At 66.0% G+C, this 17,343-nt stretch carries 18 protein-coding genes; 13 read left to right on the top strand and 5 right to left on the bottom strand.

What is annotated here, in order from left to right:
• Positions 1–115 precede the first annotated feature (115 nt).
• From AC5Y4S_RS27200 to AC5Y4S_RS27180, 5 genes are all read left to right on the top strand, one after another.
• Complete coding sequence (locus tag AC5Y4S_RS27200) at positions 116–925, top strand: IclR family transcriptional regulator (RefSeq protein WP_500035662.1); 810 nt, start codon at positions 116–118, stop codon at positions 923–925.
• A complete protein-coding gene (gene lipP1 / locus AC5Y4S_RS27195) occupies positions 922–1,848 on the top strand; it encodes a LipP1 family hormone-sensitive lipase (RefSeq protein ID WP_500035661.1) in 927 nt (308 codons plus the stop codon). Before AC5Y4S_RS27200 ends, lipP1 begins: the two co-directional genes overlap by 4 nt.
• A 68-nt stretch (positions 1,849–1,916) precedes the next feature.
• Complete coding sequence (locus AC5Y4S_RS27190) at positions 1,917–2,264, top strand: hypothetical protein (RefSeq protein WP_500035660.1); 348 nt, start codon at positions 1,917–1,919, stop codon at positions 2,262–2,264.
• Complete coding sequence (locus tag AC5Y4S_RS27185) at positions 2,257–2,898, top strand: Dabb family protein (protein ID WP_500035659.1); 642 nt, start codon at positions 2,257–2,259, stop codon at positions 2,896–2,898. The genes AC5Y4S_RS27190 and AC5Y4S_RS27185 overlap by 8 nt, the downstream gene beginning before the upstream one ends.
• 8 nt (positions 2,899–2,906) lie before the next feature.
• Positions 2,907–3,344 (top strand): SRPBCC family protein, encoded by a 438-nt coding sequence (locus tag AC5Y4S_RS27180; RefSeq protein ID WP_500035658.1) that lies wholly within the window; start codon positions 2,907–2,909, stop codon positions 3,342–3,344.
• 31 nt (positions 3,345–3,375) lie between these two features.
• On the opposite strand, the gene AC5Y4S_RS27175 is transcribed toward AC5Y4S_RS27180, so the two are convergent.
• On the bottom strand, positions 3,376–4,263 hold the full coding sequence (locus AC5Y4S_RS27175; RefSeq protein ID WP_500035657.1) for an SDR family NAD(P)-dependent oxidoreductase: 888 nt from the start codon (positions 4,261–4,263) through the stop codon (positions 3,376–3,378).
• A complete protein-coding gene (locus AC5Y4S_RS27170; protein WP_500035656.1) occupies positions 4,260–6,191 on the bottom strand; it encodes a flavin-containing monooxygenase in 1,932 nt (643 codons plus the stop codon). Before AC5Y4S_RS27170 ends, AC5Y4S_RS27175 begins: the two co-directional genes overlap by 4 nt.
• Before the next feature lie 102 nt (positions 6,192–6,293).
• On the opposite strand from AC5Y4S_RS27170, the gene AC5Y4S_RS27165 reads away from it, so the two are divergent.
• The 7 genes from AC5Y4S_RS27165 (at position 6,294) to AC5Y4S_RS27135 (ending at position 13,357) form a co-directional block, all read left to right on the top strand.
• Complete coding sequence (locus AC5Y4S_RS27165; protein ID WP_500035655.1) at positions 6,294–7,886, top strand: acyl-CoA synthetase; 1,593 nt, start codon at positions 6,294–6,296, stop codon at positions 7,884–7,886.
• A gap of 100 nt (positions 7,887–7,986) precedes the next feature.
• Complete coding sequence (locus AC5Y4S_RS27160; protein WP_500035654.1) at positions 7,987–8,466, top strand: nuclear transport factor 2 family protein; 480 nt, start codon at positions 7,987–7,989, stop codon at positions 8,464–8,466.
• Positions 8,463–9,329, top strand: a complete 867-nt coding sequence (locus tag AC5Y4S_RS27155; protein WP_500035653.1) for an SDR family NAD(P)-dependent oxidoreductase — start codon at positions 8,463–8,465, stop codon at positions 9,327–9,329. The genes AC5Y4S_RS27160 and AC5Y4S_RS27155 overlap by 4 nt, the downstream gene beginning before the upstream one ends.
• A 1-nt stretch (position 9,330) precedes the next feature.
• On the top strand, positions 9,331–10,314 hold the full coding sequence (locus AC5Y4S_RS27150; protein ID WP_500035652.1) for an alpha/beta hydrolase: 984 nt from the start codon (positions 9,331–9,333) through the stop codon (positions 10,312–10,314).
• Between the two features lie 45 nt (positions 10,315–10,359).
• Entirely contained in the window at positions 10,360–11,436 is a 1,077-nt protein-coding gene (locus tag AC5Y4S_RS27145; RefSeq protein WP_500035651.1) for a hypothetical protein, read from the top strand.
• Between the two features lie 17 nt (positions 11,437–11,453).
• Positions 11,454–12,236: an SDR family NAD(P)-dependent oxidoreductase gene (locus AC5Y4S_RS27140; protein ID WP_500035650.1), complete on the top strand. Its 783-nt coding sequence runs from the start codon at positions 11,454–11,456 to the stop codon at positions 12,234–12,236.
• Between the two features lie 245 nt (positions 12,237–12,481).
• The gene (locus AC5Y4S_RS27135) at positions 12,482–13,357 is read left to right on the top strand and encodes a cyclopropane mycolic acid synthase family methyltransferase (RefSeq protein WP_500035669.1); all 876 of its coding nucleotides are present in this window, start codon (positions 12,482–12,484) and stop codon (positions 13,355–13,357) included.
• Positions 13,358–13,365: 8 nt separating this feature from the next.
• Here the strand turns inward: AC5Y4S_RS27135 and AC5Y4S_RS27130 are convergent, their stop codons facing one another.
• Together AC5Y4S_RS27130 and AC5Y4S_RS27125 are read right to left on the bottom strand one after the other, a co-directional pair.
• The gene (locus AC5Y4S_RS27130; RefSeq protein WP_500035668.1) at positions 13,366–13,671 is read right to left on the bottom strand and encodes a ferredoxin; all 306 of its coding nucleotides are present in this window, start codon (positions 13,669–13,671) and stop codon (positions 13,366–13,368) included.
• The gene (locus tag AC5Y4S_RS27125) at positions 13,671–14,795 is read right to left on the bottom strand and encodes a 3-ketosteroid-9-alpha-monooxygenase, oxygenase component (protein WP_500035649.1); all 1,125 of its coding nucleotides are present in this window, start codon (positions 14,793–14,795) and stop codon (positions 13,671–13,673) included. The genes AC5Y4S_RS27130 and AC5Y4S_RS27125 overlap by 1 nt, the downstream gene beginning before the upstream one ends.
• 100 nt (positions 14,796–14,895) lie before the next feature.
• Between AC5Y4S_RS27125 and AC5Y4S_RS27120 the strand changes: the two genes are divergently transcribed.
• The gene (locus AC5Y4S_RS27120; protein ID WP_500035667.1) at positions 14,896–16,599 is read left to right on the top strand and encodes a 3-ketosteroid-delta-1-dehydrogenase; all 1,704 of its coding nucleotides are present in this window, start codon (positions 14,896–14,898) and stop codon (positions 16,597–16,599) included.
• Here the strand turns inward: AC5Y4S_RS27120 and AC5Y4S_RS27115 are convergent.
• On the bottom strand, positions 16,596–17,270 hold the full coding sequence (locus AC5Y4S_RS27115; RefSeq protein ID WP_500035648.1) for a PadR family transcriptional regulator: 675 nt from the start codon (positions 17,268–17,270) through the stop codon (positions 16,596–16,598). The genes AC5Y4S_RS27120 and AC5Y4S_RS27115 overlap by 4 nt on opposite strands.
• Between the last annotated feature and the right edge of the window lie 73 nt (positions 17,271–17,343).

The following is a 17,343-nucleotide window of genomic DNA, read 5'->3' as shown; positions in this document are numbered from 1 at the left end:
GTGGGTAATTCCGCCGTCCCGTCACGTACGGGGCCGGGTGCGTGACAGCGGCCACATCCATGTGCTAGAACTATATGCCTATTAGTAATATACCTGCCAGATACATGGAGGACCGATGACATCAGCCGTCAAGAGTGTCGAGACCCCGACGGCCGTCATCGACCGCATCTCACTAGTTCTCGATGCATTCGATGGACCGGGCCGGCTGACGCTGGCACAGATCGTGCGCCGAACCGGCCTGCCGCGGTCGTCGGCGCACCGCATGCTGGAGCGCCTGGTGCAGCTGCGGTGGCTTCGCCGCAGCGGCCGCGACTACGAGCTGGGCATGCGTCTGGTGGAACTGGGGTCGCTCGCCGTGCATCAGGATCGTCTGGTGCGGGCGGCCGGCCCCTTGCTCGGCGAATTACACCGCGCCACAGGGCTTGTCGTGCACTTGGCGGTCCTGGACGGCGCGGACGTCGTCTACCTGGACAAGATCGGCGATCAGCGGATACCCACCCGTGTGGGCGGTCGCCAGCCAGCGCACTGTACCGCCGTCGGGAAGGCGATCCTCGCCTACCGGAACGACGATGCCGAGCTCGATCTGCGGGTTCGCAAGACGAAATACTCGATCTCCAGCGGCGCGCAGCTCGCCGTCGAACTGGCCAAGGTACGCGCCCACGGAGTCGCCTTCGAACGGGAGGAGTCGCTGCTCGGATTCGGTTGCGTCGCAGCGCCGATCGGCGGGGCCGGTGAAGCGGTTGCGGCCGTCTCGGTGTGTGGTCCGATGAACCGCATGATGTTCGACCAGCGACTGGCCGCCCCCGTGCGCATGACCGCGATGGGCATCTGGCGGAACGTCGAGGACGGCCCCCAGCGCGTCGCGCCGACGCTGCAGCCGCTGAGGCCGTTGCGCCCGGTTCGTCCGGCGCTCCAGTACGCGTGACGCTCGATCCGCAGATCGCGCCGCTGATCGACATGCTCGACGCCGGCTTCCCGCCGGTGCACACCATGACCGGAGCGGAGGCCCGGGCGCTGATCCGATCCAGGTTCGTCCCACCCGCCAAGCCTCAGCCCGTCGCCGAGGTTCGCGACTGCACGATCGACGGGCCCGGCCGCGACATTCCGGTCCGCGTCTACCGGCCCGAAAGTGGGGACACGAGCCTGCCGATTCTTGTGTACGCCCACGGCGGGGGTTTCGTGTTCTGCGACCTGGACAGCCACGACGCGCTTTGCCGCGACATCGCGAATCGCGTTCCCGCCGTGGTGATCTCGGTAGACTACCGGTTGGCGCCGGAGCACCGCTGGCCGGCAGCGGCCGACGACGTGTACACCGTCGCCCAATGGGCGGCGCGCAACGCGTCCGACCTCGGTGGCGAAGCCGACCGCCTGGCGGTGGGCGGCGATAGCGCCGGTGGCAACCTGGCCGCCGTCACCGCGATGATGGCACGCGACCGAGGCAATCCCCCGCTGGCTGCCCAGTTCCTGATCTACCCGGTTCTGGCGGCAAACTTCCAGAACGAGTCCTATCGGTTATTCGGCCACGGTTTCTACAATCCGAGGCCAGCGCTGCAGTGGTATTGGGATCAGTACGTGCCGTCGCTGGCCGCCCGAGAGCACCCGTATGCAACACCCATGAACGCCGAACTGCGTGGGCTGCCACCCGCCGTGATGGTCATCGCCGGACACGATCCGCTACGCGACGAGGGACTGATGTTCGGCGAGGCGTTACAGGCGGCCGGCGTGCCGACCGTCCAATTGCGTTATGACGGTGGCATTCACGGCTTCATGACGATGCCGATGCTCGATCTCGCACACCGGGCCCGGGAGGAGGCCGCCGCCGCGCTCGCTGACATGTTGCGGCGATAGGTGCCTAACGCATCCCGATGGTCGGGATCCGAACGCGCGCCGTTCGCTGCATGCCATACGGTCGGGTAATGGCAGACGGCCAAATCTTCGTGATCGACCGTGTGATCACCAAGCCGGGCTGTGCGCGCCGGTTCGTCGACACCTACCTCTCGGAGTATGCGCCCGGCGCACGCGATCGCGGAATGACGCTGCGGGACGTCTTGGTCAGCCCGCCCATCTGGTTCGACGACCAAACGAACACGGTGACCGTCACCTGGACGCTGCCGACCGTGCAGGCGTGGTGGGAGATGACCTGGCAGGGTAGACCGGACCCGGCGCTGGGCGAATGGTGGTCGCGCATCGCCGAATTGGTGCAGGATCGATCACGAACATTCGCGGCGGCCGCGGACGACGTGGATGGACTGTGCGATGTATAGCGTGACGAGGCTTCTCGACGTCACCGAGGGAGATCGCGACCGCGTGCTGGCGACACTTCGCGGCGCGGCCGCGCAGGTACGCGCCGAGCGCATTCTGGTGGAACCGACGCTCCAGGGTGCGCGCAACGGCGGCGATATCCTCATGCACCTGCGGTTCACTGATGCGACCGAATGGGAGTCTGTTGCAGCGCTCTTCGACGACGCCCTCGGCGACCCCGCGGTCCGTCGCGTCAACGGGGCCACCTACTCCGGTTGCCCGGCCAGCACGGGTCGGTCGGCGAAACCCGGGACCGTCTATCGCACCTTGCTGCTGGCCGTGATGCCCGGTACCGACGCGGCAACCGTCGCGCGGTTCGAGGCGGACCTGCGACTCATGCCTCGATACGTACCCTCGATAACCGACTGGCAGCTCAGCCGCGTGGAAGCAGCAATCGGGGCGTCGGTCTGGACCCATGTGTTCGAACAGCACTTCACCGACGCGAACGGGCTGACCGGCCCGTACCTCATGCATCCGATTCACTGGGCCTACGTGGACCGATGGTTCGATCCCGAATGTCCCGACGTCATCGTGCGCGATCGCGTCTGCCACAGTTTCTGCCAGAACGACGCCGCTGTTCTGCGGATGAGCGGTTAACCTGCATAATGCACTACTCCATTCGGTTCGAGCGGGCGTGCGCTGCATCGCCCGAGGCGGTCTATGACCTTCTCATCGACGTCGAACGGTGGCCGGATTGGTTGCCCCGTGCGCGCAGCGCCGTTTGGGAGGAGGCGGGAATTGCCGGCACCCGCGAGGGAGCCATCCGCCGAATCGTCGTCAGCGGCCTGACCATGCGCGAGAAGGTCTTGATTGACGACGGACCGCACCACCACGCGTATCGCATCGTGTCCGGAATCCCGGTGGCCGATCACCGCGCCGATGTTTACATTCATGACGAAGCTGGAGGATCGCTCATCGTCTGGAGTGCGACGTTCCGTTCGCGGATTCGCATTGCCGGGCCGATGATTTGGGTGATGCTGCGGGCGACCATGCCGAGCATGGCGGCCGCGTTGGCGAGAGGAGCCGAGCACCGCGCGACCTGATCGGCCGACTCGCGGCGCGTCGAGGGGCGCGTCAGATCCCTGCCGCGGAGATATTCGGATTGGCCGTCTGCGGCGGTTCGAGCGGTGGGAGCAACTCACTGCCGTCGAGGCTGTGCACCTGCAGCTGCTGTGACCACGGATAGTGCAGGCTGAACGCCACCAGGCCGGTGCGCTCCGCGGCGGGCAGGTGGCACATCGCCAGGACCGTCTCGGCCAGGTACTCCACCGGCTCGGTGGGGAAAGCGTCCGGGATCAATTGCGCCGCACCGGGTGTACGCACGGCCGTGGACGGACCCACGCAGTTGACCGCGATGTTCGCGTCGAGCAGCTCGGCGGCGACCCCCTGCGTAAACCGGTGCAGGGCGGCCTTCATGGACGCGTAGATCACGTCGCCCGAGGTCTTGTTGTATTCCCGATATGGTCGCACCGGAGCCACGCCGGTGACGGAGCCGATGTTGACGATCCAGCCCGCGCCTTGCTTGCGCATTTGCGGCACAGCGGATTTCGTCAGGACGAACGGCACGCGAAGGTAGTGCTCCACGGTGCGGTCGAACGTTTCCAGGCTCATGTCCTCGACCAGCGCGTAGTCGGCGAAACCGGCGTTGTTGACCAGGATGTCGATGCGCCCGGTGCGGTCGAGCACCGCGTCGACCAATCCGTCGCGCTGCTCGGCGTCCTCCAGGTCGGCGGCGACGCCGAACGCCTGGCCACCGGCGGCCCCGATCAGATCAACCGTCTCGGCGATGGTGCCCGGGAACGCGGAGGTCGCTCCGGCACGCACCGACAAGGACGGCGTGTGCGACCGCGCGGTGACCGCCACCGTGGCGCCTTCGGCGGCCAGCCGCTGGGCGATTGCGCGGCCGATTCCCCGGCTGCTGCCGGTCACCAAAGCCGTTTTCCCGCCGAGTAACCGGCTCATCGCAGCGTGAGATCCGCTTCGAGCGGAGCACGATGGTCGCGCCAGAAGTCGAGTAGCCGGTATGGGAAAGCGGTCACGATCCGCCCTCCGCCCGAGCGGTAGTACGTGTGGGCGGAGGGGGTGTGGCACCAGACGGTACCGGCCATGGTCGCATCGATGTCGCCGACATAGCGCTCGTAGGCACTCCGCGTCACCTCGATGGTGGCGGCTTTTCGCAGCGCCATCAACTGCAGGCATTCCATCACGTAGTGCACCATCACCTCGACACCGAAGTTGTGGCCGGCCCCATGCCCTGGGCTGTAGTTGGGCGCCGAGGAAATGAACAAGTTCGGGAAGCCGGGCACCATCCCGCCGCGGTAGGCGCGCGGGATGTCGCCCCACTCTTCAGTGAGTGTCCTACCGTCACGACCCCGGATATCCACGGTGGAAAGGAAATCCAGATAGTAACCGGTCGCGTAGATGATGACGTCGAGGTCGATCTGCCGGCCATCGGGCGTCACGATTCCGGCTTCGTTGACCCGGGCAGGCTCGGTGGCCTCAACGTCCACGTGCTCACGTGCCAGCGCCGCGTAGTAACCGCCGGGATCGCGGATGATCCGCTTGCCGTAAGGCGCGAAGTCGGGAGTCACCTTGCGGGCGAGGTCGCTGCCGGCGCCGAATACCCGATCGATGTAGTCGAGGCACATCTGCAACAACGCGTCGTTGGCCGGCGAGATCGACAGGTGCTCGGCCGCCCATTCCGGGTCATGCAGGATCACCGGGTAGTTGTTGTCCGATGTGCCCCAATACGATTTGAGCCGCACCCAATTCGCGTAATACGGCAGCCGGGTGCCCAGCCAGCGCTGGTATTCGGGCACGTCGTCGGTCGCTCGCCTTCGCGGCGCCACCCAATGGGGCTGACGCTGGAACACCGTCAGGTGCGCGACCTGGTCCACACAGGCATCGACGATCTGCACCGCAGTGCAACCGGCGCCGATGACGGCGACCCTCTTACCCGTCAAATCCAGGTCGGGATCCCACTGCGCGGAGTGGATCGAAACTCCCGAGAACGTCTCGCGGCCAGGCAAATCCGGCCACCGCGGCCGGTTGAGATAACCGGCGGCCGGGATCACCACGTTGGCGTAAGTCACATCCCGGGCACCGTCCGGGCCCACCGAATGGACCTGCCACTGCAGGCGCGTTTCGTCCCACCACAGTGCTTCGACCTCGGTACCGAACCGGGTGCGCTGCCGCAGATTATTCTTGTCGGCCACCGAAACCAGGTAGGACTGATACTCCGCGCCCATCGGATAGTAACTGGACCATTCGCCGTTGATGTCCCGCGATAGCGAGTAGTACGCCGACGGCGTGTCCACGCCGATACCCGGATAGGTGGTGGTGTACCACGTGCCCCCGACTTCGTCGTTTCGGTCGAAGATCTCATAGTCGATGCCGGCATCCGCCAACTCGAGCGCCGCGGTCAGCCCGGCGATGCCCGCGCCGACAATCGCGACCCGAAAGCCATCGGGGAGGTTGGCGGTGCGCGGTAGCACCGGCTGTGACGGCTGGAACCCGCCCTGCTCCAACAGCAGCGGGATGTAATCGGAGCCGACCGCTCCCCCGAGCGCCACCGGTGCGATGCGCGCGAACAGGTGGGGGTCATCTGCGGGTACGGCGGTGTTCGCGCGGGATGACTGCAGCGCCGCGATCACCGCCTCGACGAGCGCTGCGGCCGTCTCGGGATCGGTGACACCGGCCTGCTCCGGCGGGTCGGGCACATGAGAGATCTTCGGTGCGTACCGGTCAACCACAGCCGGGTCGCCGGTCAGTTGCGCCAGCACGGCGACCAGCACGCCAGGGTCCGCCTGGCAAAGGTTGGCCCGCAGTTCGTCCAAATCCAGATCCGCCCGTCCGGCGCATTCGGTCGTGACGGGGACACCAGCGCTCATGTCGACGAGTATCGAGGCCGTCCGCGCAGATGTGCGGGTCCCTGTCTACTCAGCGGGACGCCGACGGCCTGCGACTCTATGTTGGCGCCTACCGTGGCGGGAATGCAGTCCCACGACCTGGACGCGACGATCGCGCGGGCGCGCAGCCACGGGCTCGGAGATATCCCCCGCCGCTCGGCTCGCCGACACCCGGACAAGACCGCGGTCATCGACGGCGAGGTTGTGCTGAGTTTCGCCGAGTTCGACGACATGGTCGAGCGAACCGCGGCGGCGTTGCACGACAACGGCTTTGGGCCCGGCGATCGCGTCGCGCTTTTGTCACACAACTGCTGGCAATACGCCGTGCTGGCGTTCGCCACGGCCCGGGCCGGGGTGGTCCTCGTCCCGGTCAACTTCATGCTGACCGCGGAGGAGATCGGCTACATCCTCGACCACAGTCGGGTCGGCGGATTCATTGTCGAAGCGGATTTGGTGGCGACGGCCGAAGAGGCGATGCGGCGGGGCGGTGTCGTCAGGACCCGGGTGGCTCTAGCGCCCGCCGGGCACGACAGCCCGCCCGGCTGGGACGATTTCACGTCCTGGCTGACCACCAATACCGAAGCGCCCAACCCGCACGTCGACGACGACCAGCTGGTGCGGCTGATGTACACGAGCGGCACCGAGTCCCATCCGAAGGCCGCCATGCACACCAGCCGCAGCCTGATGTGGCAATACGTCAGCACCATCCTCGCCGGCGAGATGGCCCATGACGACATCGAGATCCATTCGCTGCCCCTGTATCACTGCGCGCAGTTGGACAACTTCCTGGCCACCGACATCTACCTCGGCGCCACCAGCATCATCCTGCCGCGACCGGACCCGGAAACGGTGCTGCGCACGATCGAGCGCTACCGGGTCACCAACTACTTCGCGCCTCCCACGGTGTGGATCTCGCTGCTGCGATCGCCGGTGTTTGACGAGGTGGACCTGTCGAGCTTGCGCAAGGGCTACTACGGCGCCTCGGCGATGCCGGTCGAGGTGCTGGCCGAGCTGCGGCGACGCCTGCCCAATCTGAGGCTGTGGAACTTCTACGGCCAGACCGAAATGGCACCGCTGGCCTCCGCGCTGGGACCCGATGAGCAGGAAGCGCATGCCGGTTCGGCCGGCCGCCCCGTCGCCAACGTCGAGACGACGATCCTCGACGAGGACAACGTCCCGGTCGCTACCGGCGTCGTCGGCGAAATCGCGCACCGCAGTCCACATCTGATGCTGGGCTATCTGGACGACCCGGAACGCACCGCCGAGGCGTTCAGGGGCGGCTGGTTCCACTCGGGCGATTTGGGTTTCTACGACGAGCACGGGCTGTTGCACGTCGTCGACCGCAAAAAAGACATGATCAAGACCGGCGGTGAGAACGTCGCCAGCCGCGAGGTCGAGGAGGTCCTCTACCGGCACAGCGGCATTCAAGAGGCTGCGGTATTCGCCCTGGCGCACCCGGTCTGGGTTGAGGCCGTGGTCGCCGCGATCGTGCCCCGCGACGGCGTGACACTGACGGAGGAGGACGTCGTCGTCCACTGTCGAGAGCACCTGGCCGGATTCAAAACACCCAAACGAGTCTTCTTCGTCGACTCGTTGCCGAAAAACCCGAGCGGCAAGCTGCTCAAACGCCTGTTGCGCGAACGCTTCAGCGTCACGCAACATGCTTTCACTTCGTGAGTTCGCAGCGGCCCCGCGGCGCACCGGGCCAGCAGGACGATGTCCCACTGACCGGGCATCGGGCCTGTTACCCGGCGCACAAGCCGAGTTGACTCAAGCTATGGCCAATGACATCACGCTGCCCGAATTACAGGAGTTCGTCGCCGGCTTCTGGTACCACTACGACGAGGCTCACTACGACGAGATGGCGGCCAGTTACGCCGAGAACGTGCGCTATCTGACCCGAAGCGATTCCGGTGCAAGCCCTTTCGAGGAATTGATGTCACCCGAGCTCGATGGCCGCGACGCGGTGATGGAATGGCTGTCGCACCACCGCAAGCAGAGCCCGTACCCATTGCGCCACCACGCCACCAACGTGCACCGCACCAGCACCGACGGCGACGTCACCCGGGCGCGCTTCTACATCTTCGTCAACCAAATCGCCAACTTCGTGCCGTTCGCGGTGTCCAGCGGGGTCGTCAACGTCGGCGTCCGGCGCGGCGCCAACGGCCTTCAGTTCACCGAGATGGACGTCGTCCTCGACGCCACCAACTCGGTACCGCTCTCGGAGCTGGCCGCCGACAGCGCCGCGGGTTCGTGAGCGCCGAGGAAGCATTTTCCGGCGGGGTCGCCGTCATCACCGGGGCCGGCTCCGGCCTCGGCGCAGGCCTGGCGCGCCACGCGAGCCGGCTCGGCATGACCGTGGTGCTGGCCGACATTGACCGCGCGGCGGCCGCGTCGGTCGCCCACGAACTGCGCGCCGCGGGTGGGGCGGCCGTCGACGTCGTCTGCGACGTGCGCGACCCCGACACCGTGCAGGACCTTGCCGAGCGGGTCTACGGAGACGTCGGCCCGGCGCGGTTGCTGGTCAACAACGCCGGCGTCGAACAGTTCGGCTACCTGTGGGACACACCGGTGGCCAATTGGCGGCGCGCCATCGACATCAACGTCAGCGGCGTCTTTTACGGCGTGCGCGCTTTCCTGCCGAAGATGATGGCCACAAACGAGCGGGCATGGGTGTGGAACATCGCGTCCGTGGGCGCGGTGGTGGCGATTCCGTTGCAAGCGCCGTACATCGTCAGCAAGCATGCGGTGCTGGCATTGACCGAGTGCCTGTACTTGGAAGTCGAGTCGACCGGACACGCCAATCACATTCACGTGCAAGCCGTGCTCCCCGGTCCCGTGTCGTCCAACATCTTCGAGTCGGCCGGCGGAATCGACGCCAACGGTGATGTGGTCGCCGCCGAGGCGCAACGCGCGACAATGCTGGATCTCAAGGGCACGGCCATGGACCCGATGGACGCCGCCGAGGCGTTGTTCCGGCAGGCCACAGACGGACGCTTCTACCTACACACCCACCCCGACACGGTGGGCGCCGCGATGGCCGAGCGAGCCGATGTGCTCGCCTCACAGCGGCCCCCGGCGCTGCGCACCGAAAGCCGCTTCGACACGACAAAGCGATGAGATGGTAACGCCCGCACTGGATCCCGACGCCGCGGCGCGCGTCGCATCGTTCGGCCCCGTCGCACCGATGCGACAACGCGGGCTGGCTGCGGTGCGCGCCGGGCTCGAATCCGCCCCGCTGCCCGAAGCGATGCCAGAAATGGCCGACGTCACCGATACCGCGATTCCCGGTCCGGCGGGCGACATCCCGGCCCGGATCTACCGCCCCACCGCCGACGCCGGCGGCCCCGTGCTGGTTTACCTCCACGGGGGCGGGCTGGTGATGGGTTCCAACCACTCGTTCGAACCGCTGGCGCGCGAGCTGGCCGCGGCGTCGGTGGCCACCGTCGTGGCCGTCGATTACCGGTTGGCCCCGGAGTTTCCACCGCCGGCGCAGTTCGACGACGCCTACGCGGCAACCGCATGGGTCTCCCGAAATGCCGCCGAACTGGGTGTCGACGGGGAGCGGCTCGCAGTGGTCGGGGACAGCGCCGGCGGGTCGCTCGCGGCCGGGGTCGCGCTGGCCGCCCGGGACCGCGGCGGACCCGCGATCTGCGCACAGGTGCTGCTCTATCCGGGGCTGGATCGCGACATGTCCGCGCCCTCCGTTGGCGCGCTGGCCGATGCGCCGCTACTCGCGCGCGACGACATCGATTACATGCACGCGCTCGTCGACGGCGACGCAGGTCCGCCCACCGATCCCTATCTGGTCCCGGCGTACGCCGCCGATCTGTCCGGCCTACCGCCTGCGATCGTGGTGACTGGCGGCTGTGATCCCATCCGGGACTGGGGCGAGCGGTACGCGGCCCGGCTACGCGACGCAGACGTGCAGACCACCAGCACCCGCTATCCCGGCGTGTACCACGGCTTTTTGATGCGCTCCGATGCGACCGCGCGGGGCCGGCTGGCGATCGCCGAGGTCGGCGCGCTGCTGCGGGCACAGTTCAGCCACCCCCTTCGTTTCGACGTCCCGATGACCGGACAACGGTCGGCCGCATCGCGCTGACGCTGCGCACAATCGGTCGATCCAGAACTGCAAAGGAGACAGCTGATGCTCACCGAGGAGCGGCGGATGGAGCTTTCCGACGTGCTGCGGCCGGCCAACCCGCCCCGCGAAATCGACAACGTCTACACGGACGACCAGCATGATCGTCTGCTCGACGTGGTCCGCACCGAAGGCCCGTGGAAGCTGATCATCGCCCAGCACTTCGCGTCGGCCGACGAGCTGATGGCGACGATGAGCGGCATGTTTCCCGAAGGATTCACCCCGTCGCTGGATTTGTTTCTGACGCCGACCTTCCGCGGCTACCTAGCGAATTACGGTGCGGTGCTCTACCCGCAACTGCACGACTGCTTCTACAACGAGCGTTTCCTGGATCTGGCCAAGGCCTATTGGAAAGCCGAATACGCCAAGCCACAGCTGATGTTGTTCAACATCAACGGACCGTGCGCCAACCGCGACCCGGGGCATCTGGATTCGCCGAGCTTTCGCGGGGTCCGGCACGAGAATGCGCCCACCTGGCTGACCAGCGTGATGGGCAAGTCCGGCCTTTTCCAGGACTACCTGATCAAGATGGCGCAGGTGATCACCTGGTTCTCGCTCGATGCCGGCAGCGGCTTCACCTACTGGCCCGAAGGGCCGCTCAAGGAACCCAAGCGCATCCTGCCGCCAATCAACAACCGCGGCATCGTGGTCCAGAACGAGATGATGGTGCACCGCGGCGAGGCCAATGGCCCACTGGCCCAACAAGTTCCGGCCGGCCTGGCATTCGACACCATGTTCACCGGCGACCCGAGCGACCGCGACTATTGGTTGCTGAAGAACGGTGACGACGTGATCGCCCGCCACCACACCGACGAACTGCGCTTCCTGGTGCACTGGTCGGCCGAAGTGTTCGCCGACTACGACGAGCTGAAGAAGAACATGGAAGGCTCCGACGACCTTACGGTCGAGAAGGCAATCGACATGATGGTCGACGATCTCATGGGCAGGGGCATCAAGCTGGCCATCCCCAGCGAACCGCTGCACGATCCGGCGTTCGTCGGCGCCCTCAACGCCGCATACGACCTTGGCGGCCCGGCGGTCTATCCCGAAGAAGCCCCGCTCAGCGCCTTCCAGCTCGCATGACCGAAAGGGCTTGGCTGATGGATCGTTTCGCAGACAGACGGGTCATCGTGACTGGAGCGGGCTCCGGAATCGGACAGGCCACCGTGGCCCGGTTGCTCCATGAGGGCGCCACCGTCGTGGCCTACGACATCTCGGCTGACGGGCTGTCGAGCACCGCGGCCACCGCCGACGAGGCGGGCAGCGGTAAGCGACTGACCACCGCGGTCCTCGACGTTTCCGACGAGGGCGCCGTAACAGCCGCGGTGGATGCGGCGGTGAACGAACTCGGTGGGCTCGAAGTGCTCGTCAATGCGGCCGCCATCCAGCGCTGCGCCAACACCCACCAGCACACGCTCGACGACTGGAACGCCACCCTGGCGGTTAACCTGACAGGGACCTTCCTGATGACCCGCCAGGCGCTTCCGGCGCTGTTGGACTCCGGTCGCGGCGTGGTCGTCAACTTCACGTCCACCGCGGCGTCGTTCGCACACCCCTACATGGCGGCCTATGCCGCCAGCAAAGGCGGAGTGCTGTCATTCACGCACTCGTTGGCGCTCGAATATTCCAAGCAGGGCTTGCGCGCAGTCAACATTCAACCCGGCGGAGTCTCCACGGCCCTCGCACTCAGCACCTTGGACAAGATGCCCGAGGGTTACGACCTCGGCCTCTGGGCCAAGCAGACACCGCTGCTGCACGGGAAAGACAACGCCATCCTGGGCGACCCGAGCGCCGTGGCGTCGGTGATCGCCATGGTCGCCTCCGACGACGGCGCATTCATCACCGGCACGGAAATCCGGGTCGACGGCGGCGCGCACGCCTGAACTCGTGCCTTCGGGTCGATTCGGACCTGATCCGGCTGGTCTAATGGCAACAGTCTCGATAATCATGGGCCCAAGAATCAGAAACCAACGCAAACGATCGCGTCGAAATCGCCTGGTTTCGCTACGTCGCAATAACGCCGAATTCGTGTAGCCTCCCTTACCGAATGGTGCGGATTAGTCGCGGGAACCGCGCGCAGGCGTGAAGCCGGCAGGGAGTGCCCGCCCGAGCCGTTGCGAGAGGACGCATGCGAGAAAGCGCTCAGAGCCTGCGGCCCCACTTCGAGGACGTGCAGGCGCATTACGACCTGTCGGATGACTTCTTCGCGCTGTTCTTGGACCCGACCCGGACGTACACCTGCGCCTACTTCGAGCGCGACGACATGACGCTGGAAGAGGCCCAGATCGCCAAGATCGATCTCGCGCTCGGCAAACTCGGGCTGCAGCCGGGCATGACGCTCCTCGATGTGGGCTGCGGTTGGGGTTCGGCGATGCTTCGTGCGCTGGAGAAGTACGACGTCAACGTGGTCGGCCTGACCCTGAGCAGGAATCAGGTGGCCTATGTCGAGAAGTTGTTCGCTGCATCGGGCAGCCCCCGTTCCAAGCGGGTGCTGTTGCAGGGCTGGGAGCAGTTTCACGAGCCGGTGGACCGAATCGTCGCGATCGGTCCGCTCGAGCATTTCGGCTACGACCGCCACGCCCCCTTCTTCAGGTGGGCCTATAACCTGCTGCCGGCCGACGGCACGATGCTGCTCCATACGATCGTGGTGTTAAGCCGCGAGCAGATCCGGCAGCGAAACCTTCCGTTGACGATGTGGCATATCCGCTTCGTGAAATTCCTTCTGGAAGAGATCTTCCCCGGCGGCCGGCTGCCGACGGTGGAAATGGTAGAGGAGAATTCCGCGGCGGTTGGGTTCAGCGTCAGCCGGATCCATCGGCTGCGGCCGCACTACAAGAGGACGCTCGACATGTGGGCGGCGGCCCTGGAGGCCCACAAGAGCGAGGCGATCGCCATCCAGTCGGAAGAGGTCTACGAGCGGTACATGAGGTACCTGACCGGTTGCGCCGAATTGTTTCGCGACGGCTACACCGATTTGTGCCAGTTCACGCTGGAAAAGGAATAGTTTCCGAATTACGGTGTGGCGCGCGCTGTTTCGTCGACGATCGACAACGTCCCGCATCGCACCGCATCGATTATCGACTCGCTCAGCGCCGAGCACGCGAGGAACACCCCGCGGCTACCGGGCGCCGAGATCCGCTCCGCGTCAAGGCGTTCGGCACACCGGGCGGTCGCGTCGGCGGTCCACTGCACACTGGTCTGGTTCCAACTGCTCTTGCGCGCCAGCACCTGTGCGCCGCAGGCGCGGCAGGCCACCGGAATCATCGGCATCTCAGCCAGGCGATTGTCGTCGTCGCTGACGGGCGAATCGAGCGTCATCATGACTGGGCGGCCATGTTCGCCTCGACCTGTTTCATCCACGCTTCGTAGGGCCGGGTGGTGTCGAGCTCGAACTCGAAGCGGTCCACCATGTCCGGCCGCACGTCGGCCACGTCGACATAAAACTGTTCGTACCAACGACGCAGCTGATAGACCGGGCCGTCCTCCTCGACCAGGAGTGGGTTATCGATACGCGCCTTGTGGCGCCAGATCTGCACGTCCTGCTCGAAACCCAGCTTGACGAAGTCACCAAGGCTGATCGCGGTCTGCATCGCGAGGTCTTCCGGCAACGCTTCGGATTTCTTGACGATGATGCCATATTGCAGGACAAAGGAATTCGCATCGATCGGATAGTGACAATTGATGAGCACCGTGTGGTGGTCGGCGTCCGCATAGTGATAGGTCAGGTCGTCGATCATGAAGGACGGGCCCCAGTAGGAGGCCACCGAGGTAGTACCGAGCATTCGCGCACCTTCGGTTCCACCCAGGTCCGGGCGGCCCGCACTGTTCATGTACTGCGTCGCCACGTGTCCTTCGAAGATGTTCTTGAAATGCGTGGGCAACGAGCCGTGGATGTAGAAGAAGTGCGCCATGTCCACGACGTTGTCAATGATTTCGCGGCAATTGGCGTTCACGACGGTGGTGTACCAGTGCCAGTCGGTCCAGTCGTCACTGGTCGCACCCTCGATACGGGGAATGCTGACCTCGGGTGGGGGCGGGTTGCGCTCCGGGTCGTTCCACACGAACAACATGCCGTCCTGCACCAGCGTGTTCCACGCCTGCGTACGGGCCAACCGGGGGGTGCGCCTGCTGTACGGGACCAGCTTGCATCGCCCGTCGCCGCCCCAGCGCCAGTCATGGAACGGGCACGCTATCTCGTTGCCCTTGACCTCGCCCTGAGACAGGTCACCGCCCATGTGCCGGCAGAAGCCGTCGAGGACGTTGATGTCGCCGTCGCCGCTGCGGAACACAACAAGCTTCTGCCCGAAGGCGTTGACCGCGTGCGGCTTGCCGTCACCGAAGTTTCTGGCCAGGCCGAGGCAGTGCCAGCCGCGGGCGAACCGCGCCGGCGTGGCCTGCGCTTCTATGAGCCGGATTTCGTCGGCATCAGACTGCAGAGTCATGTGCGCTATTCAACTCGTGGGCCGCGCGATGGGGCCGGCTTGTTCCACTCATCAGGAGGGCTCTTCCTTCGGCGCGTCAGCCCGGCATACCGTTCTCAACGTGACTCAGCGCAGCACGACGATTCCCGCCGGACTTGCGGTCGCCGATACCGTGGTCGACCTGCTGGTGATCGGCTCGGGCACCGGCATGTCGGCTGCGCTGGCTGCGCATGAGCTGGGACTGTCGGTGCTCATCGTCGAGAAGTCGTCCTATGTGGGCGGCTCGACCGCCAGGTCCGGGGGCGCCCTGTGGCTGCCCGCCGGACCGGTGCTGGCCGATGCCGGCGCCAACGACACCGCCGAGCGTGCCGCGACCTATCTGGGCGCGGTGGTCGCTGGGTCGGCACCAGCGGAGCGTTCCGCCGGCTTTCTGGCTCATGTGTCCGCGACGGTTGAAATGTTGCGCCGCACGACGCCGCTGCGGCTCTTCTGGGCACGCGACTATTCCGACTACCACCCGGAGGAGCCCGGCGGCAGCGCGGCCGGACGGACCTGCGAGTGCCGGCCACTGGACACGTCGATTCTCGGCGAATACCGCACCCGACTCAGACCAGGTGTGCTGGAGGCCGGCGTCTCGATCCCGACGACGGGTGCTGACTACCGCTGGATGAACCTCGTGGTTCGGGTGCCCCGCAAGGGCATTCCGACGTTCGCCAAGCGAGTGGCACAGGGCGTGGGCGGCCGTCTGCTGGGCAGACGCTACGCGGCGGGTGGCCAGGGCCTGACGGCCGGGCTGTTCGCGGGTGTGCTGCGCGCCGGCATCCCGGTGTGGACCAACACCACGCTGCTGCGCCTCGACGGCGACGGCAGCCGCGTGAGCGGCGCGATCGTGGGCCACGACGGACGCGAGGTGAGAATCACGGCACGGCGGGGGGTGGTGCTGGCCACCGGGGGTTTCGATCACAGCATGGAGATGCGGTGGAAATTCCAGTCGGAGTCGCTGGGCGCCGACTTCAGCCTGGGCGCCGAATCCAACACCGGTGACGGCATCCGCGCGGCGCAGGAACTCGGCGCGGACATCGATTTGATGGATCAGGCTTGGTGGTTCCCCGCTGTCGCGCCGTTGCCCGGCAAGGCGCCCGTGGTCATGCTCGCCGAGCGGTCACTTCCCGGCTGCCTGATCGTGGACCAACACGGCCACCGTTTTTGCAACGAGTCGACCGATTACATGACGTTCGGTCAACGGTTGCTCGAACTGGAGCGGTCGGGCAGCCCGATCGAAACGATGTGGATCGTCTTCGATCAGCAGTACCGCAACAGCTATGTGTTTGGCGCGGAACTGTTTCCGCGGATGCCCATTCCGCAGGCGTGGTACGACGCGGGCGTCGCGGCGCGGGCCGACAGCCTCGCCGGCCTGGCCGCGCACATCGGCGTTCCTGTGACGGAGTTCGCCCAGACGATGGCCCGCTTCAACGAAAGCGCCTGCGCCGGAGAGGATCCCGATTTCGGTCGGGGTCGCAGCGCCTATGACCGCTACTACGGCGACCCGACGATAACCCCGAACCCCAACCTGCGTCCGCTGGCCAAGGGCCCGTTCTATGCCGTGAAAATGGTGCTCAGCGATCTGGGCACCTGCGGGGGCCTGAAGGCGGACGAACGGGCGCGGGTGCTGCGCGAGGACGGGCGCGCGATCGCCGGGTTGTACGCGATCGGCAATACCGCTGCCAACGCGTTTGGCACGACGTATCCGGGGGCCGGCGCGACGATCGCGCAGGGGCTGGTCTACGGCTACATCGCGGCGCTCGACGCAGCGAGCACCGGCTAGTCAGCCGCGCGCTTGGCCTCGACCTGCTTCTCGATCTCACGCCAGTACCCCGGCGTGGGCCGTGGTTTACCGTAACCGCTCTTCGCGGCCTTCTGGATGATGGTGTCGGCCTCGTCGATGTCCTTCATCAGTTCGAGCGCGAACTCACGCTCCGCGGCGTAGTACTTGGCCGCCCAGCGCAGCGCAATCACCGAATACGCCCAGGCCGGTTCCGCCTCGGCACCCTCGGCGTCTTCCATCGCCTTCTGGTGCCTGGCTTCCGCGTACGCGACATGCTCCTGCAGCAGTTCCTTCAGCCGAGCCGGATTGCTGAGGTGGCCGAACGTGACTCGCAGCAGCACGCTGTGCTTGAGCACCGGCGGATCTACCGGCGCCTCGTTGGTCCACTCGGTGACGGCCGCCATCCCGGCCGGGGTGATTTTATAGAGCCGCCGGCTGCGGGCGCCCTCGTCGTGCTCGACGCGCGAGGTCACCAGCCCCAGGCCCTCGAGCTTCTTCAGCTCGGTGTAGATCTGGCTGAACGACGGGCTCCAGTAGTAGAGGTCGACGCTCCAGTCGATCCACTTTTTGAGGTCGTATCCCGAGACTTCCTCTTCGTAGGACATCATTCCCAGCAGCGCCCAACTGGTGGCGGCAAGTGCCGACTTCACCCGCTTGTCGCTGTCGTCCATTGCGCCAGATTAACAACACGGGTCACATCGTCGCGGCACGAAGGACCGCTGGCCGGGACACCGAACCGCTTCG

The organism is Mycobacterium sp. NGS64 (assembly GCF_059812245.1).
Note: the sequence above shows the minus strand (reverse complement) of the source record. Positions and strands in the feature narration are given on the sequence as shown.